This window comes from Marinospirillum sp., from assembly GCF_044810985.1.
Taxonomy (GTDB): Bacteria; Pseudomonadota; Gammaproteobacteria; order Pseudomonadales; family Halomonadaceae; genus Marinospirillum.
The window spans coordinates 2,342,785-2,360,394 of sequence record NZ_CP085242.1; the positions used below are offsets into that span (position 1 = coordinate 2,342,785).

Annotated in this window: 25 protein-coding genes; all 25 read left to right on the forward strand. The window is 52.3% G+C overall.

Features of this window, described 5'->3' with window-relative positions; translation table 11 throughout:
• The first annotated feature begins 49 nt into the window (after positions 1-49).
• The 25 genes from rpoC (at position 50) to rpmD (ending at position 17,608) form a co-directional block, all read left to right on the forward strand.
• On the forward strand, positions 50-4,264 hold the full coding sequence (gene rpoC, locus LG323_RS11005; protein ID WP_404416040.1) for a DNA-directed RNA polymerase subunit beta': 4,215 nt from the start codon (positions 50-52) through the stop codon (positions 4,262-4,264).
• A 178-nt stretch (positions 4,265-4,442) separates the two neighbouring features.
• A complete protein-coding gene (rpsL, locus tag LG323_RS11010) occupies positions 4,443-4,814 on the forward strand; it encodes a 30S ribosomal protein S12 (RefSeq protein WP_404416043.1) in 372 nt (123 codons plus the stop codon).
• A gap of 93 nt (positions 4,815-4,907) precedes the next feature.
• Positions 4,908-5,378, forward strand: coding sequence for a 30S ribosomal protein S7 (rpsG, locus tag LG323_RS11015; RefSeq protein ID WP_404416046.1), 471 nt, complete (start codon positions 4,908-4,910; stop codon positions 5,376-5,378).
• A 12-nt stretch (positions 5,379-5,390) separates the two neighbouring features.
• Entirely contained in the window at positions 5,391-7,496 is a 2,106-nt protein-coding gene (gene fusA / locus LG323_RS11020; protein WP_404416049.1) for an elongation factor G, read from the forward strand.
• A gap of 37 nt (positions 7,497-7,533) precedes the next feature.
• Positions 7,534-8,730 carry an elongation factor Tu gene (gene tuf, locus LG323_RS11025; protein ID WP_310696828.1) on the forward strand — a complete coding sequence of 399 codons (1,197 nt, stop codon included), beginning with the start codon at positions 7,534-7,536 and terminating at the stop codon, positions 8,728-8,730.
• A 173-nt stretch (positions 8,731-8,903) separates the two neighbouring features.
• Complete coding sequence (gene rpsJ / locus LG323_RS11030) at positions 8,904-9,215, forward strand: 30S ribosomal protein S10 (RefSeq protein WP_091964861.1); 312 nt, start codon at positions 8,904-8,906, stop codon at positions 9,213-9,215.
• 120 nt (positions 9,216-9,335) lie between these two features.
• Entirely contained in the window at positions 9,336-9,977 is a 642-nt protein-coding gene (gene rplC / locus LG323_RS11035; protein ID WP_310696827.1) for a 50S ribosomal protein L3, read from the forward strand.
• Between the two features lie 14 nt (positions 9,978-9,991).
• Positions 9,992-10,597 (forward strand): 50S ribosomal protein L4, encoded by a 606-nt coding sequence (gene rplD / locus LG323_RS11040; protein WP_310696826.1) that lies wholly within the window; start codon positions 9,992-9,994, stop codon positions 10,595-10,597.
• A complete protein-coding gene (gene rplW, locus LG323_RS11045; protein ID WP_310696825.1) occupies positions 10,594-10,890 on the forward strand; it encodes a 50S ribosomal protein L23 in 297 nt (98 codons plus the stop codon). Before rplD ends, rplW begins: the two co-directional genes overlap by 4 nt.
• Before the next feature lie 16 nt (positions 10,891-10,906).
• Positions 10,907-11,731, forward strand: coding sequence for a 50S ribosomal protein L2 (gene rplB, locus LG323_RS11050; RefSeq protein WP_404416055.1), 825 nt, complete (start codon positions 10,907-10,909; stop codon positions 11,729-11,731).
• Between the two features lie 19 nt (positions 11,732-11,750).
• Positions 11,751-12,026: a 30S ribosomal protein S19 gene (gene rpsS, locus LG323_RS11055; protein WP_072326859.1), complete on the forward strand. Its 276-nt coding sequence runs from the start codon at positions 11,751-11,753 to the stop codon at positions 12,024-12,026.
• A gap of 14 nt (positions 12,027-12,040) precedes the next feature.
• A complete protein-coding gene (rplV, locus tag LG323_RS11060; RefSeq protein ID WP_310696831.1) occupies positions 12,041-12,373 on the forward strand; it encodes a 50S ribosomal protein L22 in 333 nt (110 codons plus the stop codon).
• 11 nt (positions 12,374-12,384) lie between these two features.
• Entirely contained in the window at positions 12,385-13,086 is a 702-nt protein-coding gene (rpsC, locus tag LG323_RS11065; protein WP_310696823.1) for a 30S ribosomal protein S3, read from the forward strand.
• A gap of 11 nt (positions 13,087-13,097) precedes the next feature.
• On the forward strand, positions 13,098-13,511 hold the full coding sequence (rplP, locus tag LG323_RS11070) for a 50S ribosomal protein L16 (protein WP_114418042.1): 414 nt from the start codon (positions 13,098-13,100) through the stop codon (positions 13,509-13,511).
• Positions 13,511-13,702 (forward strand): 50S ribosomal protein L29, encoded by a 192-nt coding sequence (gene rpmC, locus LG323_RS11075; RefSeq protein ID WP_114418041.1) that lies wholly within the window; start codon positions 13,511-13,513, stop codon positions 13,700-13,702. Before rplP ends, rpmC begins: the two co-directional genes overlap by 1 nt.
• Before the next feature lies 1 nt (position 13,703).
• Positions 13,704-13,970 (forward strand): 30S ribosomal protein S17, encoded by a 267-nt coding sequence (rpsQ, locus tag LG323_RS11080; protein ID WP_114418040.1) that lies wholly within the window; start codon positions 13,704-13,706, stop codon positions 13,968-13,970.
• Between the two features lie 41 nt (positions 13,971-14,011).
• The gene (gene rplN, locus LG323_RS11085) at positions 14,012-14,380 is read left to right on the forward strand and encodes a 50S ribosomal protein L14 (RefSeq protein ID WP_072326865.1); all 369 of its coding nucleotides are present in this window, start codon (positions 14,012-14,014) and stop codon (positions 14,378-14,380) included.
• A 15-nt stretch (positions 14,381-14,395) separates the two neighbouring features.
• Complete coding sequence (gene rplX / locus LG323_RS11090) at positions 14,396-14,713, forward strand: 50S ribosomal protein L24 (RefSeq protein ID WP_091964883.1); 318 nt, start codon at positions 14,396-14,398, stop codon at positions 14,711-14,713.
• Between the two features lie 17 nt (positions 14,714-14,730).
• Positions 14,731-15,270: a 50S ribosomal protein L5 gene (gene rplE / locus LG323_RS11095; RefSeq protein WP_310696822.1), complete on the forward strand. Its 540-nt coding sequence runs from the start codon at positions 14,731-14,733 to the stop codon at positions 15,268-15,270.
• Between the two features lie 10 nt (positions 15,271-15,280).
• Entirely contained in the window at positions 15,281-15,586 is a 306-nt protein-coding gene (gene rpsN / locus LG323_RS11100) for a 30S ribosomal protein S14 (RefSeq protein WP_404416062.1), read from the forward strand.
• Between the two features lie 26 nt (positions 15,587-15,612).
• A complete protein-coding gene (gene rpsH, locus LG323_RS11105) occupies positions 15,613-16,005 on the forward strand; it encodes a 30S ribosomal protein S8 (RefSeq protein ID WP_310696820.1) in 393 nt (130 codons plus the stop codon).
• 11 nt (positions 16,006-16,016) lie between these two features.
• Positions 16,017-16,553, forward strand: coding sequence for a 50S ribosomal protein L6 (gene rplF / locus LG323_RS11110; RefSeq protein WP_310696819.1), 537 nt, complete (start codon positions 16,017-16,019; stop codon positions 16,551-16,553).
• 9 nt (positions 16,554-16,562) lie between these two features.
• Positions 16,563-16,913: a 50S ribosomal protein L18 gene (rplR, locus tag LG323_RS11115; RefSeq protein WP_310696818.1), complete on the forward strand. Its 351-nt coding sequence runs from the start codon at positions 16,563-16,565 to the stop codon at positions 16,911-16,913.
• Positions 16,914-16,924: 11 nt separating this feature from the next.
• A complete protein-coding gene (gene rpsE / locus LG323_RS11120; protein ID WP_310696817.1) occupies positions 16,925-17,425 on the forward strand; it encodes a 30S ribosomal protein S5 in 501 nt (166 codons plus the stop codon).
• Positions 17,426-17,428: 3 nt separating this feature from the next.
• On the forward strand, positions 17,429-17,608 hold the full coding sequence (rpmD, locus tag LG323_RS11125) for a 50S ribosomal protein L30 (RefSeq protein ID WP_114418032.1): 180 nt from the start codon (positions 17,429-17,431) through the stop codon (positions 17,606-17,608).
• Positions 17,609-17,610: the final 2 nt, after the last annotated feature.

Consider the following 17,610-nt stretch of genomic DNA (forward strand, 5'->3'; position numbering starts at 1 on the left):
GCCGGCGGGCCCAGGTGGCCCGCCGTAACTCCAACGGGAGCTGCGGCTGATGAAAGACCTAGTCAATGTATTGCGTACTCAGGGTCAACCTGAGGAATTTGAATCCCTTAAGATCTCGCTGGCTTCACCGGACATGATACGTTCCTGGTCCTTTGGTGAAGTCAAAAAGCCAGAAACGATCAACTATCGTACGTTCAAGCCTGAGCGTGACGGTCTGTTCTGCGCCAAAATTTTTGGCCCGGTCAAGGATTACGAGTGCCTGTGCGGTAAGTACAAGCGCATGAAACACCGTGGCATCATTTGTGAAAAATGCGGTGTTGAAGTCACCCAGGCCAAGGTGCGCCGTGAGCGTATGGGTCATATCGACCTGGCGTCACCGGTTGCCCACATCTGGTTCCTGAAATCCCTGCCATCCCGCATCGGTCTGATGATGGACATGACCCTGCGGGATATTGAGCGGGTGCTTTATTTCGAAAGCTTTATTGTTATTGATCCGGGCATGACCACCCTGGAAAAAGGGCAACTGCTGAATGACGAGCAGTATTTTGATGCCCTGGAAGAGTTCGGTGATGACTTTGATGCCCGCATGGGTGCCGAAGCCGTTCAGGCGTTGCTGAATGACATCGATCTGGATGACGAAATTCAAACCATCCGCGAAGAAATTCCACAGACTTCATCTGAAACCAAGATGAAGAAGCTGACCAAGCGCCTGAAAATCCTGGAAGCCTTCCGCGATTCTTCCAACCGTCCCGGCTGGATGGTGATGGAAGTTCTGCCAGTCCTGCCACCGGATCTGCGTCCCCTGGTGCCTCTGGATGGTGGCCGTTTTGCGACCTCGGATCTGAATGACCTGTATCGTCGCGTCATCAACCGCAACAACCGCCTCAAGCGCCTGCTGGAGCTGAATGCTCCGGATATCATCGTGCGCAATGAAAAGCGCATGCTGCAGGAAGCGGTCGATGCCCTGCTGGACAACGGTCGTCGTGGTCGTGCCATTACCGGCACCAACAAGCGTCCCCTGAAGTCCCTGGCTGACATGATCAAGGGTAAGCAGGGTCGTTTCCGTCAGAACCTGCTGGGCAAGCGTGTTGACTACTCAGGTCGTTCTGTGATCACCGTGGGTCCAACACTGCGTTTGCATCAGTGTGGTCTGCCCAAGAAAATGGCTCTGGAGCTTTTCAAGCCATTCATTTTTGCCAAGCTGGAAGCCCGGGGTTTGGCAACCACCATCAAGGCTGCCAAAAAGATGGTGGAGCGCGAACTGCCGGAAGTCTGGGATATCCTGGCTGAAGTCATTCGTCAGCACCCGGTTATGCTCAACCGTGCACCTACTTTGCACCGTTTGGGTATCCAGGCCTTTGAACCGGTTCTGATCGAAGGCAAGGCCATCCAGCTGCATCCGTTGGTCTGTGCGGCCTACAACGCCGACTTTGACGGTGACCAGATGGCGGTACACGTACCCCTGACTCTGGAAGCCCAGTTGGAAGCCCGTGCCCTGATGCTGTCGACGAACAATGTTCTGTCACCCTCCAATGGTGAGCCGATCATCGTTCCTTCGCAGGATGTGGTTTTGGGTCTGTATTACATGACCCGTGAAAAGATCGGTGCCCAGGGTGAAGGTCGTATCCTGAGTGGCATGGATGAAGCCGAGCGTGGTTATGCCACCGGCAATCTGAGCCTGCATGCCCGCGTCAAGGTACGCATCCATGAAACCGTCAAGGAAATCGAAGGCGAGCCTGTCAGCCGGACTTTCCTGGCTGACACCACTGTGGGTCGCGCCCTCCTGTTCCGGATTATTCCCAAGGGGCTGCCTTTTGAGCTGGTTAACCAGCCGCTGAATAAAAAGGCCATTTCCCGACTGATCAACGAAGCCTATCGCCGTGTGGGTCTCAAGGATACGGTCATCTTTGCGGACCAGTTGATGTATACCGGCTTCCGTTATGCAACCTGGTCCGGCTGTTCCATTGGCGTCAATGACTTTGTTATTCCCGAAGCCAAAGCGGAAATTGTCACTGAAGCCGAAGCTGAAGTGAAGCAGATCGAACAGCAGTTTGCTTCCGGTCTGGTCACCCAGGGCGAGAAGTACAACAAGGTGATCGACATCTGGTCCAAGGCCAACGATAAAGTAGCCAAGGCCATGATGGTGGGTATCTCCAAAGAGAAGGCGGTTGACAGCAAGGGTGTTGAACATGAGCAGGACTCTTTCAACAGTGTCTTCATCATGGCCGACTCAGGTGCTCGTGGTTCTGCTGCCCAGATCCGTCAGCTGGCCGGTATGCGCGGTCTGATGGCCAAGCCGGATGGCTCCATCATCGAAACACCCATTGTTGCCAACTTCCGTGAAGGTCTGAACGTACTCCAGTACTTCATCTCCACTCACGGTGCCCGTAAAGGTCTGGCGGATACGGCCCTGAAAACGGCCAACTCCGGTTACCTGACGCGTCGTCTGGTGGATGTTGCTCAGGATCTGGTGGTCACCGAAGAAGATTGTGGTACCGAAGAAGGTCTGGTGATGCACCCCATCATCGAGGGTGGCGATATTATTGTGCCTCTGTCCCAGCGTGTTCTGGGGCGTGTGGTAGCCCGTGATGTCATCAGTGCCGATACCGGTGAAGTGGTCATTGCCAAGGGTACACTGCTGGATGAGAAATGGTGCAGCCGTCTGGATACCCTGAGTGTGGACGAGATAGTCGTGCGCTCGGCGATCACCTGTGACACCCGCTATGGCGTCTGTTCCAAGTGTTATGGTCGTGATCTGGCGCGTGGCCATCAGGTCAATGTCGGTGAAGCTGTGGGTGTTATAGCGGCCCAGTCCATCGGTGAGCCGGGTACCCAGCTGACCATGCGTACCTTCCACATTGGTGGTGCGGCTTCGCGTGCTTCAGCGACGGACAGTGTACAGGTCAAGCATGGCGGCAAGGTACGTTTCCATAACATCAAAGTGGTTGATCGTGAAGACGGCAAACTGATTGCTGTTTCCCGTTCCGGTGCCTTGGCGGTAGCTGACTCCCAGGGTCGCGAGCGCGAGTTCTACAAACTGCCTTATGGCGCTGAAATCAGTGTTCGGGATGGTGACCAGGTTGAAGCCGGTCAGATTGTTGCCAAATGGGATCCACACACTCACCCCATCGTTGCGGAAGTGGCGGGTCGAGTGCAGTTCAGTGATCTCGAAGATGGCATCACCATTAACCGCAACATTGATGATTTGACGGGTCTGTCTTCCATTGAAATCATTGAAACCCAGCATCGCCCCGCTGCGGGTAAAGACAAGCGTCCCATGCTCTTGTTGCTGGATGCCAATGGTAAGGAAATCACCTTGCCCGGTAGCCAGACCCCAGTTCAGTACATGATGCCGGGTAAGGCTGTAGTCACCATTGAAGACCGCTCTGAAGTTAAGGTCGGTCAGGTTATTGCACGTATCCCGCAGGAAAGCAGTGGTAACAAGGACATCACCGGTGGTCTGCCACGCGTTGCTGACCTCTTTGAAGCACGTAAGCCTAAAGAGCCTTCAGTGCTGGCAGAAATTACCGGTACGATTTCCCTGGGCAAGGAAACCAAGGGCAAGCAGCGTATTGTCATCACGCCAAATGATGGTGGTGATCCGGTAGAAACCCTGATTCCCAAGTGGCGTAAAATCAACGTGTTTGAAGGTGAAACCGTTGAACGTGGTGAAGTCATCTCGGATGGCCCGTCCAATCCGCATGATATCCTGCGTCTGCTGGGTGTCAGCGAGCTGGCCAAGTACATCACAACAGAAGTTCAGGATGTTTATCGCCTGCAGGGTGTGGGTATCAACGACAAGCACATCGAAGTGATTGTGCGGCAGATGCTGCGCAAGGTTGAAGTTACCGATCCGGGTGACTCCAGCTTCATTGGTGGTGAGCAGGTCGAGTACTTCAAGGCGATTGCAGAAAATGAACGCCTGAATGCGGCTGACAAATTCCCGGCCAAGTTCAATCGCCTGCTGCTAGGTATCACCAAGGCTTCACTGGCTACCGAGTCCTTTATTTCTGCCGCTTCCTTCCAGGAAACCACCCGTGTTCTGACGGAAGCAGCAGTGAATGGCAAGAAAGATTACCTGCGCGGCTTGAAGGAAAATGTTGTCGTGGGTCGCTTGATCCCAGCCGGTACGGGCCTGACGTATCACGCCCAGCGCAAGCGCCGCCGCGAAGATCAGGAAGCTGTACTGGCCGGACCCAGTGCCAGTGATGTTGAAGCGGCTTTGACCAGTGAGCTTTCAGCACTGGATCAAGACGAGGAATAGAGCGCAAAAGGTCAGTATTTGCAGGAAATAGCCTGCAAGTATTGACCTTATCTACCGAGTAACCGTAGAATGCGCTTCCTTAAATGAGGGGATAGGTGCGTCTATCCATTTTGTAATATCAGAAATCTGCCTAGTTGAAGCACCTTAAGTGCTTAAACAGACATTGGAGTTTGCTTGCATGGCAACAGTTAATCAGTTGGTTCGCAAGCCACGTAAACGGAAAGTAGCCAAGAGTGACGTTCCCGCACTTCAGGCTTGTCCACAAAGGCGTGGCGTATGTACTCGTGTTTACACGACTACCCCTAAAAAACCTAACTCGGCACTGCGTAAAGTCTGCCGTGTGCGTCTGACCAATGGTTTCGAAGTTTCTTCGTACATTGGCGGTGAAGGTCACAACCTTCAGGAGCACTCGGTTGTTCTGATTCGTGGCGGTCGTGTAAAAGACCTTCCCGGTGTGCGTTATCACACCGTACGCGGTGCTCTGGATACTTCCGGTGTTCAGGATCGCAGACAGGGTCGTTCCAAATACGGCGCCAAGCGTCCTAAATAATTTTATTAATCACCGTCTGATAAGAGTAAGGCCAGGCCGTTAGATTATATTTGGTGTCCTGGGGTTACCTGAAGACCGTTTTGAGGGCTTATCATGCCAAGAAGAAGAGTTGCGGCAAAACGCGATGTACTTCCAGATCCTAAGTACGGAAGTGAGCGTTTGGCCAAGTTTATGAACCACGTGATGGAAAGCGGCAAGAAATCCGTTGCTGAGCGAATTGTCTATGGCGCTCTGAGCAAAGTGGAAGAACGCACCAAGAAAGACCCTTTGGAAGTTTTCGAGAAAGCCTTGGAAACTATCCAGCCGCTGGTTGAAGTTAAATCACGTCGTGTTGGCGGTGCCACCTATCAGGTGCCCGTAGAAGTTCGCCCTTCACGCCGTAATGCCCTGGCAATGCGCTGGTTGGTGGATTTTGCCCGTAAGCGTGGCGAAAAATCCATGGATCTGCGTCTGGCAGGTGAGGTGATGGATGCCTCAGAAGGTAAAGGTGCAGCCGTTAAGAAGCGTGAAGATGTGCACCGCATGGCCGAAGCCAACAAAGCATTTTCTCACTACCGCTTCTAAGGGAGGCCCCAAGTGGCACGTAAAACCCCTATTAAACGCTATCGCAACATTGGTATCTGCGCGCACGTTGACGCAGGTAAGACCACAGCGACCGAGCGGATTTTGTTTTATACCGGCGTAAACCACAAGTTGGGTGAAACCCACGATGGCGCGTCGACCACTGACTGGATGGAACAGGAACAGGAGCGGGGTATCACCATTACCTCCGCTGCTGTAACGACCTTCTGGAGTGGTATGGATCACCAGTTTGAAGAGCACCGCGTCAACATCATCGACACCCCAGGGCACGTTGACTTCACGATCGAAGTCGAGCGCTCCTTGCGCGTACTGGATGGTGCGGTTGTGGTTTTCTGTGGTTCTTCCGGTGTTGAGCCTCAGTCAGAAACTGTATGGCGCCAAGCCAACAAATACGAAGTACCGCGCCTGGTGTTCGTCAACAAGATGGACCGTTCCGGTGCTGATTTCGAGCGTGTTGTTGATCAGATCAAAACTCGTCTGGCCTCTATTCCCGTGCCTATTCAGTTGCCGATTGGTGCTGAAGACGAATTTGAAGGTGTTATCGACCTGGTTCGTATGAAGGCCATCTACTGGAACGAAGAAGACAAGGGTACAACCTTTGAGCTTCGTGATATTCCAGCCGAGCTTCTGGCAAATGCTGAAAAGTTCCGTGAAGAGATGATCGAAGCGGCGGCTGAAGCCAATGAAGAACTGATGGACAAGTACCTTGAAGGTGGTGAGCTGACCACTGAAGAAATCAAGGCGGGTCTGCGTCAACGTGTTATTGCCAACGAAATTGTTCTGGCCATGTGCGGTTCTGCCTTTAAAAACAAAGGCGTTCAGGCGATGCTGGATGCAGTCGTTGAGTATCTGCCAGCACCCGATGAAGTTGCTGCCATTGAAGGTGAGCTGGAAGATGGCTCCATCGGTACGCGCCCCGTTGATGACAAAGAGCCCTTCTCGGCTTTGGCGTTTAAAATCGCAACCGACCCCTTTGTTGGCACCCTGACCTATATCCGTGTTTATTCTGGTGTTTTGGAAACCGGCATGGGTGTATATAACTCGGTTCGCCAGAAGAAAGAGCGGGTTGGTCGTCTGGTTCAGATGCACGCCAACAACCGTGAAGAAATCAAGGAAGTTCGCGCGGGTGACATCGCGGCCTGTGTAGGTCTGAAAGACGTCACCACCGGTGATACCCTGTGTAACCCAGATCACAAAATTGTTCTGGAGCGCATGGAGTTCCCCGATCCGGTTATTTCAGTTGCGGTTGAGCCCAAATCCAAAGCAGACCAGGAAAAAATGGGTATTGCCTTGGGTAAGCTGGCTCAGGAAGATCCTTCTTTCCGTGTCAAAACGGACGAAGAATCCGGCCAGACCATTATTTCCGGTATGGGCGAGCTGCACCTGGACATCCTTGTTGACCGTATGCGTCGCGAGTTCAAGGTTGAAGCGAACATCGGCAAGCCGCAGGTTGCTTATCGCGAATCCATTCGCAAGACCGTCGAACAGGAAGGCAAGTTTGTTCGCCAGTCCGGTGGTCGCGGTCAGTATGGCCATGTATGGCTGAAAATCGAGCCGCTCACCGATAAAGGTGAAGATGGTGAGAAGTATTACGAGTTCGTTAATGAAATCGTTGGTGGTGTGGTTCCACGTGAATACATTTCTTCTGTTGATAAAGGCTGTTTTGAACAGCTGCAGAACGGTGTATTGGCTGGCTACCCAATGATCGACGTTAAGGTTACCCTCTATGATGGCTCTTACCACGACGTTGACTCTAACGAAATGGCCTTTAAGATTGCCGGCTCCATGGCAATCAAGGAAGGCGCCAAAAAAGCAGGTGCAGTTCTGCTTGAGCCTATGATGAAGGTTGAAGTGGTAACCCCTGAAGACTACATGGGCGACGTCATGGGCGATCTTAACCGCCGTCGTGGCCTGGTGCAGGGTATGGAAGACTTGCCTGCTGGCAAGGTTATCCGTGCTCAGGTACCGCTGGGCGAGATGTTTGGTTATGCAACCGACCTGCGCTCTGCGACCCAGGGCCGTGCTAGCTACTCAATGGAGTTCTCCGAGTATGCAGAAGCACCGTCTAGCATCGTAGAAGCCGTGATCAATCACAAGTAATTTATAAATTCTGCCGTTAACTGAAGAGGTTATCGTTGTGGCTAAAGAAAAATTTGAACGTAATAAACCGCACGTAAACGTTGGCACCATTGGTCACGTTGACCATGGTAAAACCACCCTGACTGCTGCTCTGACTCGTGTATGTCACGAAGTTTGGGGTTCAGGCGCATCTGTTGCCTTTGATGGCATCGATAACGCTCCTGAAGAGAAAGAACGTGGTATCACCATTGCAACTTCTCACGTTGAGTATGATTCACCCACTCGCCACTACGCCCACGTAGACTGCCCAGGCCACGCTGACTATGTTAAAAACATGATCACGGGTGCTGCTCAGATGGACGGCGCGATCCTGGTTTGTTCCGCAGCTGACGGCCCCATGCCTCAGACTCGTGAGCACATCCTGCTGTCCCGTCAGGTTGGTGTTCCTTACATCGTTGTCTTCATGAACAAAGCCGACATGGTTGATGATGAGGAACTGCTGGAACTGGTTGAAATGGAAGTTCGTGAACTTCTGTCCGACTATGACTTCCCAGGCGACGATACCCCCATCATCATCGGTTCTGCACTGATGGCGCTGGAAGGTAAAGACGACAACGAAATGGGCACCACTGCTGTCAAGAAGCTGGTTGAAGCTCTGGATGACTACATCCCTGAGCCAGAGCGTGCTATCGATCAGCCGTTCCTGATGCCTATTGAAGACGTTTTCTCCATTTCCGGTCGTGGTACTGTAGTAACCGGTCGTGTTGAGCGTGGCGTTATCAAAACCGGTGAAGAAATCGAGATTGTGGGTATCGTTGATACCACCAAGACCGTTTGTACCGGTGTGGAAATGTTCCGTAAGCTGCTTGACGAAGGTCGTGCGGGGGAGAACATCGGCGCCCTGCTGCGTGGCACCAAGCGTGATGACGTTCAGCGTGGTCAGGTTTTGGCCAAGCCCGGTTCCATCACTCCTCACACCGTTTTTGAAGCAGAAGTTTATATTCTGTCCAAAGACGAAGGTGGCCGTCACACGCCTTTCTTCAAAGGCTACCGTCCTCAGTTCTACTTCCGTACAACTGACGTGACTGGTTCTTGTGAACTGCCTGAAGGCACCGAAATGGTTATGCCTGGCGATAACGTAAAACTGGTTGTTACTCTGATCGCTCCTATCGCGATGGATGACGGTCTGCGTTTTGCGATTCGTGAAGGTGGCCGTACTGTAGGTGCTGGTGTTGTAGCCAAGATCATCGAGTAATCTTGTGCTGTAATGCGTACCTGAAAGAGGGTCTCCCTGGGGAGGCCCTCTTTGTTGTATAAATCTTGCCAACAAGATTTGACTTCTTGTTTAACGCAGCACTATAATGCTGCTCCTTTTTTAGGTGCAGTGCAGATGTCTGCATCATAGAGTCCGTATCGGAGCATTGGATAATGCAAGACCAGAAAATCCGTATTCGGCTGAAATCGTTTGATCACCGTCTGATCGATCAGTCAGCGCTGGAAATAGTTGAAACAGCCAAGCGCACTGGTGCTCAGATCAAGGGTCCGATTCCTTTGCCGACTCGCAAAGAAAAGTTTACTGTGCTGATTTCTCCGCACGTAAACAAAGATGCCCGTGACCAGTATGAGATCCGTACCCACAAACGTGTACTGGATATTGTTGAGCCAACTGAAAAAACAGTTGATGCCTTGATGAAGCTCGAACTGGCTGCTGGTGTTGATGTACAAATCAGCCTGGGTTAATACCCGCTGATACACTAAGTGGTTAGCGTCGCGAGACGCAATACAATTGAGATAGTGGAATGCCCTGAAAAAGGCAGCCATAGCGGGTGATAGCCCCGTACACTGATAGGAGACATAAACATGGCTCTTGGTTTAGTCGGTAAGAAAAGCGGTATGACCCGCGTTTTCACCGAAGACGGTGTTTCTATACCTGTCACCGTTATTGAAGTGACTCCTAACCGAGTAACACAGATCCGTAATCTGGAAACAGACGGCTATGCTGCTGTTCAGGTTACTGCTGGTTCACGTAAAGCCAAACACCTAAGTAAACCCCAAGCTGGGCACTTTGCCAAAGCGGGCGTTGAAGCGGGCCGTTTGCTGCGTGAATTTCCTCTCGCTGAAGGTCAGGACGCTCCCGAAGTGGGCTCTGAACTGACTGTAAGCCTGTTTGAAGCTGGTCAGGAAATTGACGTGACCGGCACATCCAAAGGTAAGGGCTTCCAAGGTGCTGTCAAGCGCTGGAACTTCCGTACTCAGGATGCTACCCACGGTAACTCTCTTTCTCACCGCGCTCCTGGCTCCATTGGCCAGAACCAAACGCCTGGCCGTGTCTTTAAAGGCAAAAAAATGGCCGGTCAGATGGGTAATGAGCGTGTCACCGTGCAATCCCTGGAAGTCGTCCGTGTCGACGAAGAACGTAATCTGCTGCTGGTCAAAGGCGCTGTGCCTGGTGCCACAGGCAGTGACGTTATCGTTCGTCCGGCGGTCAAGGCTCGCAGCTAAGAGGATAGAGACACATGAACCTGAATCTTGCCGGAGCTCAGGGTACTGTCGAAGTATCCGATGCGACCTTTGGAAAAGAATTCAACGAAGCCCTGGTTCACCAGGTCGTCGTTGCCTATATGGCCGGTGCCCGTCAAGGCACTCGTGCTCAGAAGAATCGCGCTGATGTCAGTGGCGGCGGTAAAAAGCCCTGGCGTCAAAAAGGTACTGGCCGTGCACGTGCTGGTACTGCGTCTTCTCCGATCTGGCGGAAAGGTGGCGTTACTTTTGCGGCCCGCCCTCAAGATCATTCACAAAAAGTGAACAAGAAAATGTATCGCTCTGCGATGCGTTCCATTCTTTCTGAACTGGCACGTCAAGACCGCCTGGTTGCAGTGGAAGACTTCTCTGTAGAAGCTCCCAAAACCAAGTTGCTGGCTGCCAAGCTTTCAGAAATGAAGTTGGAAAAGGTTTTGATCGTGACTTCCGAGTTGAATAGCGATCTTTACCTCGCAGCGCGTAACTTGCCACACGTTGATGTGATTGAAGCCAAAGCTGCCGATCCTGTTAGCCTGATCGCCTACGAAAACGTACTGGTCACTGTGCCAGCCCTGCGTCAGTTCGAGGAGAAATTGGGATGAATCAGGAGCGCCTATACAAAGTGCTGCTCGGTCCACATATGACCGAGAAAGCTGCGGTACTTGCTGATGAAAAAACTCAGTACGTATTCAAAGTAGCTTCAGATGCGACTAAGCCTGAAATCAAAAAGGCTGTCGAGCAACTGTTTGATGTCAAGGTTGAAGCCGTCAGTGTTATTAACACTAAAGGCAAAACCCGACGCACTCTTCACGGTCTCGGTCGTCGCAAAGGTTTTCGCAAGGCTTATGTCAGCCTGGCGGAAGGTCAAGCGATCGATTTCGCTGACGCGGAATAAGGCAAGGGGTTGAATCATGGCAGTTATGAAAGCTAAGCCGACTTCACCCGGTCGCCGCCACCTGGTCAAGGTGGTGCACAAGGATCTGCACAAGGGTGCTCCATATGCGCCTTTGTTGGATACCAAACGCAAGTCTGGCGGCCGCAACAACAATGGACGCATTACCACTCGCCATATTGGTGGTGGTCATCGTCAGCACTATCGTATTGTTGATTTCAAACGCAACAAGGATGGTGTCGGTGGTATCGTTGAGCGTCTGGAATATGATCCTAACCGCACAGCGCACATTGCTCTGATCAAATACCTGGATGGTGAGCGTCGTTACATTATCGCTCCCAAGGGTTTGAAGGCAGGTGACCGTATTCAGTCGGGTATGGATTCACCCATCAAGGTGGGTAACACTCTGCCGCTGCGTAATATGCCGCTGGGTTCCACAGTACACTGCATCGAGTTGAAGCCAGGTAAGGGCGCCCAAATGGCACGTTCTGCCGGTACTTCCGCGCAGTTGGTTGCCCGTGAAGGTGCCTACGCGACTCTGCGTTTGCGCTCAGGTGAAACCCGCAAGGTTCTGGTTGATTGCCGCGCCACTCTGGGCGAAGTCAGCAACTCAGAAAACAGCCTGCGTGTACTGGGTAAAGCGGGTGCAACTCGCTGGCGTGGTGTTCGTCCTACCGTTCGTGGTACCGCCATGAACCCCGTTGATCACCCTCACGGTGGTGGCGAGGGACGCAATATGGGTAAACACCCAACTACGCCTTGGGGTGTGCCAACCAAGGGTTACAAAACTCGCAAAAACAAGCGTACTAACAATCTGATTGTTCGTCGCCGTAAAGCGAAATAACGAATAAGGGGATACCGCTGTGCCTCGTTCACTGAAGAAAGGTCCTTTCATTGACCTTCATCTGTTGAAGAAAGTGGAAGTCGCGGTTGAAGGCAAAGACAAGAAACCAATTAAAACCTGGTCTCGTCGTTCAATGATCATTCCAGATATGATCGGCCTTACGATCGCAGTCCACAATGGACGCCAGCATGTACCGGTTTACATCACTGAAGAGATGGTCGGTCACAAGCTGGGTGAATTTGCTGCTACCCGCACTTATCGCGGTCATGCAGCTGACAAGAAAGCCAAGCGCTAATCCAGGAGGTAATGATGGAAGTCGCCGCTAAAATGCGTGGTGCCCGTCTGTCCGCACAGAAGGCGCGCTTGGTTGCTGATCAGGTGCGTGGCAAGAAGGTTGCGGATGCACTTAACCTGCTTGCATTCAGCCCTAAAAAAGCTGCAACGCTGGTTAAAAAAGTTCTCGAGTCTGCAATTGCAAACGCGGAGCATAACGAAGGTGCTGATATTGATGAACTGCGTGTCTCTACCGTAATGGTGGATGAAGGTATGACCATGAAGCGCATTAAACCGCGTGCCAAGGGTCGTGCTGATCGCATTCTCAAGCGCACTTGCCATATCACCGTCAAGGTTGCAGACCGGTAAGGAGTCACCCGATGGGTCAGAAAGTCAATCCTACTGGCATTCGGTTGGGTATCGTCAAAGATCATACCTCAACTTGGTATGCTGAAGGCCCGGCCTATGCCGACAAGCTTAACAATGACTTGCAGGTTCGCAGCTTCCTCGAAGCGCGTCTCAAGCAAGCCGCTGTCAGCCGCATCCAGATCGAGCGTCCTGCTAACAACGCTCGTATCACCATTCACACCGCCCGCCCCGGCATCGTGATTGGCAAAAAAGGTGAAGACGTTGATCGTCTGCGCAAGGATGTGTCTGACATGATGGGTGTGCCCGTGCACATCAACATCGAAGAAGTCCGTAAGCCTGAGCTGGATGCAGCTCTGGTTGCACAAAGTGTGGCTGGCCAGCTGGAGCGTCGTGTGATGTTCCGTCGTGCCATGAAACGCTCTGTGCAGAATGCCATGCGTCTGGGTGCCAAGGGTATCAAGATCCAGGTTGGTGGACGTCTTGGTGGTGCAGAGATCGCTCGTTCCGAGTGGTATCGCGAAGGTCGTGTACCTCTGCACACTCTGCGCGCTGATATCGACTACGCCACTGCTGAAGCACACACCACCTATGGTGTCATCGGTGTGAAGGTGTGGATCTTTAAAGGCGAAATTCTGGGCGGGATCGAAGAGGTGCGTGCTAACGCTGCCAAGCAGCAGCCGCAACAGGCGCCTAAGAAGAAAGGTTCCAAGTAAGGGGATAGTCGATGTTACAGCCCAAGCGTACAAAATTCCGCAAGATGCACACTGGCCGTAACCGTGGCCTGGCAAATCGCGGTAATAAGGTCAGCTTTGGTGAATTCGGTCTGAAAGCCACAGGTCGTGGTCGTCTGACTGCCCGCCAGATTGAGGCGGCACGTCGTACTATGACTCGCCACATCAAGCGTGGTGGTAAGATTTGGATCCGAGTTTTTCCTGATAAGCCGATTACAGAAAAGCCGTTGGAAGTTCGTATGGGTAAAGGTAAGGGTAACGTAGAATACTGGGTCGCCCTTATCCAGCCCGGCAAGGTGCTTTACGAAGTTGAAGGTGTGTCTGAAGAGCTTGCTCGCCAGGCTTTCACCCTCGCAGGTGCCAAGCTTCCTATCCCGACAACTTTTGTTAAACGGACGGTGATGTAATGAAAGCTCAAGAACTGCGCGAGAAATCCGCTGACGAGCTCAATGAACAGCTGCAAGGCCTGTTGCGTGAGCAGTTCCAACTGCGCATGCGCAAGGTGACTGGTCAGCTGGGTCAGACACATCTGCTCAAGCAGCTGCGTCGCGATGTGGCTCGGATTAAAACCGTGCTCAACGATAAGGCAGGTAACTAAAATGGCCGAAGTCGAAAAGAAAGCCAGAACTGTCACCGGCAAGGTGGTCAGCGATAAAATGGATAAAACTGTAACAGTGATGGTTGAGCGCAGTGTGGCTCACCCTCTGTACGGAAAATACGTTCGTCGCTCCACTAAGCTACATGCACATGACGAGTCGAATGATGCTCGCATGGGTGACACCGTAACCATCCAGGAAAGCCGTCCGCTGTCTAAGACGAAAACCTGGAAACTGGTCGAGATTGTTGAGCGTGCTAAAGAGGTCTGAGGGAACTCAGGCTCTGAACGCTTAAAGTTTGGAGATAACTAATGATTCAGACGCAATCAATGCTGGATGTTGCCGACAACAGCGGCGCGCGTCGCGTCATGTGTATTAAAGTGCTCGGTGGATCTCACCGTCGCTATGCACGTGTTGGTGACATTATCAAAGTCACCGTTAAAGATGCCATTCCGCGTGGCAAGGTGAAAAAAGGCCAGGTTCTCAAGGCTGTGGTAGTCCGCACCAAGGCACCGGTTCGCCGTCCTGACGGCTCTGCTATTCGTTTTGACGGCAATGCTGCTGTCATTCTGGATAACAAAGACGCACCTATGGGCACCCGTATTTTCGGGCCGGTAACCCGTGAGCTGCGTGGCGACAAGTTCATGAAGATCATTTCCTTGGCACCTGAAGTGCTGTAAGGAGCGAGGCCGGTTATGCGTAAAATTAAACGTGACGATGAAGTGATCGTCATCGCAGGCAAAGACAAGGGTAAGCGTGGCACGATTAAGCGTGTTCTCAAGGACAACCGTTATGTAGTGTCCGGTGTGAACATGATCAAGCGCCACACGCGCCCAAACCCCTATGCCAATCAGCCTGGTGGCATCATTGAGCGCGAAGCGCCCATACATGCTTCCAACGTTGCCATTTTCAACAAAGAAACGGGCAAAGCTGATCGAGTAGGGTTCAAGGTCCTGGACGACGGTTCCAAGGTACGTATTTTTAAGTCGACTCAAGCTGAGATCGACTCCTAATCAAGTCAGGTAACAGCATGGCTAGATTGAAAGAGCTTTACCGTGAAGATGTAGCAGCCAAGCTGAAAGAAGAGTTTGGTTTTAAAAATGTGATGGAAGTTCCACGCGTTACCAAAATCACCCTGAACATGGGTCTTGGTGAAGCACTCAGCGATAAAAAGCTGATCGAGAACGCCGTCGCTGATATGGAAAAATTGAGCGGGCAAAAGCCTGTGGTCACCAAGGCTCGTAAATCCATTGCTGGCTTTAAAGTCCGCGAAGGTTGGCCGATTGGTTGCAAGGTAACCCTGCGCCACGAGCGCATGTGGGAATTCCTTGACCGTCTGGTGGATGTTGCGATTCCGCGTATTCGTGACTTCCGTGGCTTGAGTCCCAAGTCTTTTGACGGTCGTGGTAACTACAGCATGGGTGTGCGTGAGCAGATCATCTTCCCTGAAATTGACTATGATAAAGTCGACAGGGTGCGTGGCCTGGACGTAACCATCACCACAACTGCCCGTAACAATGACGAAGGTCGTGCGCTCTTGACTGCGCTCGGCTTCCCGTTCAAGAAGTAAGGGGAAAGACATGGCGAAGGTTTCCATGGTTCAACGCGAGCTTAAGCGCGATAAACTGGTCGCGAAGTATGCGGCCAAGCGTGCAGAGCTGAAAGCGATCATTGTGAACCCTAATTCTTCTGAAGAAGAACAATGGGTCGCATTGCAGCAACTGCAGAAACTGCCACGCGATTCCAGTTCGGTTCGTCAGCGTAACCGCTGCCGTTCCACTGGTCGTCCGCATGGTTTTTATAACAAGTTCGGCCTGAGCCGTAACGCGCTGCGCCAAGCAGCTATGCGCGGTGACGTGCCTGGTCTGCGTAAGTCCAGCTGGTAAGCTTAGGATCCAGGAGTGCAAAGCGAATGAGCATGCAAGACACCCTGGCGGATATGGTAACCCGTATTCGCAATGCACAAATGGCAACGAAAGAGACGGTCACCATGCCGTCTTCGAAGATGAAAATCGAAGTTGCCCGGGTGCTTAAAGAAGAGGGTTTCATCGAGGACTTCCAGGTCCAAGGTGATGTAAAACCTGAACTGACTGTGACTTTGAAGTATTTTGAAGGCAAAGCGGTCATCGAGAAGATCGAACGTGTCAGCAAACCCAGTTTGCGTAGCTACAAAGGCAAAAGCGAACTGCCTAAAGTTGCCGGCGGCCTGGGCGTAGCGATCATGTCCACCTCCAAAGGTGTAATGAGTGATCGCGCAGCACGTGCGGCCGGTGTCGGTGGCGAAGTCATCTGCACCGTGTTCTAAGGGAGAGTATAATGTCCCGCGTAGCAAAGAAACCGATTGAACTACCAGCCGGTGTTGAGCTGAAGCTCAACGAAGGTAAGGTAACCGTCAAGGGCAGCAATGGCTCCCTTGAGCTCAACCTGCATCCGATGGTTGAAATGCAAGTTGAAGAAAATACTGTGACGGTTGCTGCTGGTAACCCTAACAACCGAGCTGCCTGGGCTCATGCAGGTACTACCCGTGCGCTGGTCAACAATATGGTGACTGGCGTTTCCACTGGCTTTACCAAGTCTCTGGAAATCAACGGTGTTGGTTATCGTGCACAAGCCAAAGGGCAAACCATTAATCTTACCTTGGGCTTCTCCCATCCGGTGGAATACTCCCTTCCTGCCGGCGTGACTGCAGAGACTCCCAGCAACACCCAGATTGTATTGAAGGGTGCTGACAAGCAATTGCTTGGTCAGTGTGCTGCTGAGATTCGCAGTTTCCGCCGTCCAGAACCCTATAAGGGCAAGGGCATCCGCTATAGCGACGAACTCGTTCGTCGTAAAGAAGCCAAGAAGAAGTAAGGCAGGGTTATGAACGCGAAGAAAGAATCTCGTTTACGTCGTGCCCGCCGTGCCCGCGCCAAAATTCGCGAGCTGGGTGCGATTCGCCTGTGCGTGAACCGCACTCCGCGGCACATCTACGCGCAGATCATTTCCGCCGATGGAGGCCAGGTTTTAGCCAGCGCTTCCACTTTGGACAGCAGTCTGCGTAGCGGTGCGACAGGTAATATCGAAGCCGCCACCAAGGTTGGCAAGTTGATCGCCGAAAGAGCCAAAGCTGCAGGTATTGCAACTGTTGCTTTTGATCGCGGCGGTTTCAAATATCATGGTCGCGTAAAAGCCCTGGCTGATGCGGCTCGTGAAGGCGGCCTGGAATTCTAAAGGGTGTGACGATGGCGAATATTGAAAAGACTGCCGGTGACCTGCAAGAAAAACTTGTGCAGGTCAACCGTGTCGCCAAAGTGGTCAAGGGTGGTCGTATTTTCGGCTTCACAGCCTTGACCGTAGTCGGCGACGGCAAGGGCCGCATTGGTTTTGGTCGCGGCAAGGCACGTGAAGTGCCTGTTGCGATCCAAAAGGCAATGGAACAGGCCCGCCGTAACATGGTGAACGTTCAACTGGACGGCACCACACTTCAGTATCCCGTACGTGCTGCGCATGGTGCCTCCAAGGTATTCATGCAGCCAGCCTCTGAAGGTACAGGTATCATCGCCGGTGGTGCGATGCGTGCTGTACTGGAACTGGCCGGCGTACAGAACGTACTGGCAAAGTGTTACGGTTCAACCAATCCAGTTAACGTGGTTCGTGCCACGGTTAAGGGTCTGGCTGCAATGCATGCACCAGAAGACATAGCCGCAAAACGCGGCAAGACCGTAGAAGAGATTCTGGGGTAAACCATGGCGAAAATTAAAGTAACTCTGGTCCGTAGCCCCATCTCTATTCTGCCCAAGCACAAGCTTTGTGTGAAAGGGTTGGGTCTGCGCCGTATCGGCCACCAGGTAGAACTGGAAGACACTCCCGCAGTACGTGGCATGATCAATAAGGTCAACTATTTGCTGCGAGTTGAAGGAGCATAAGT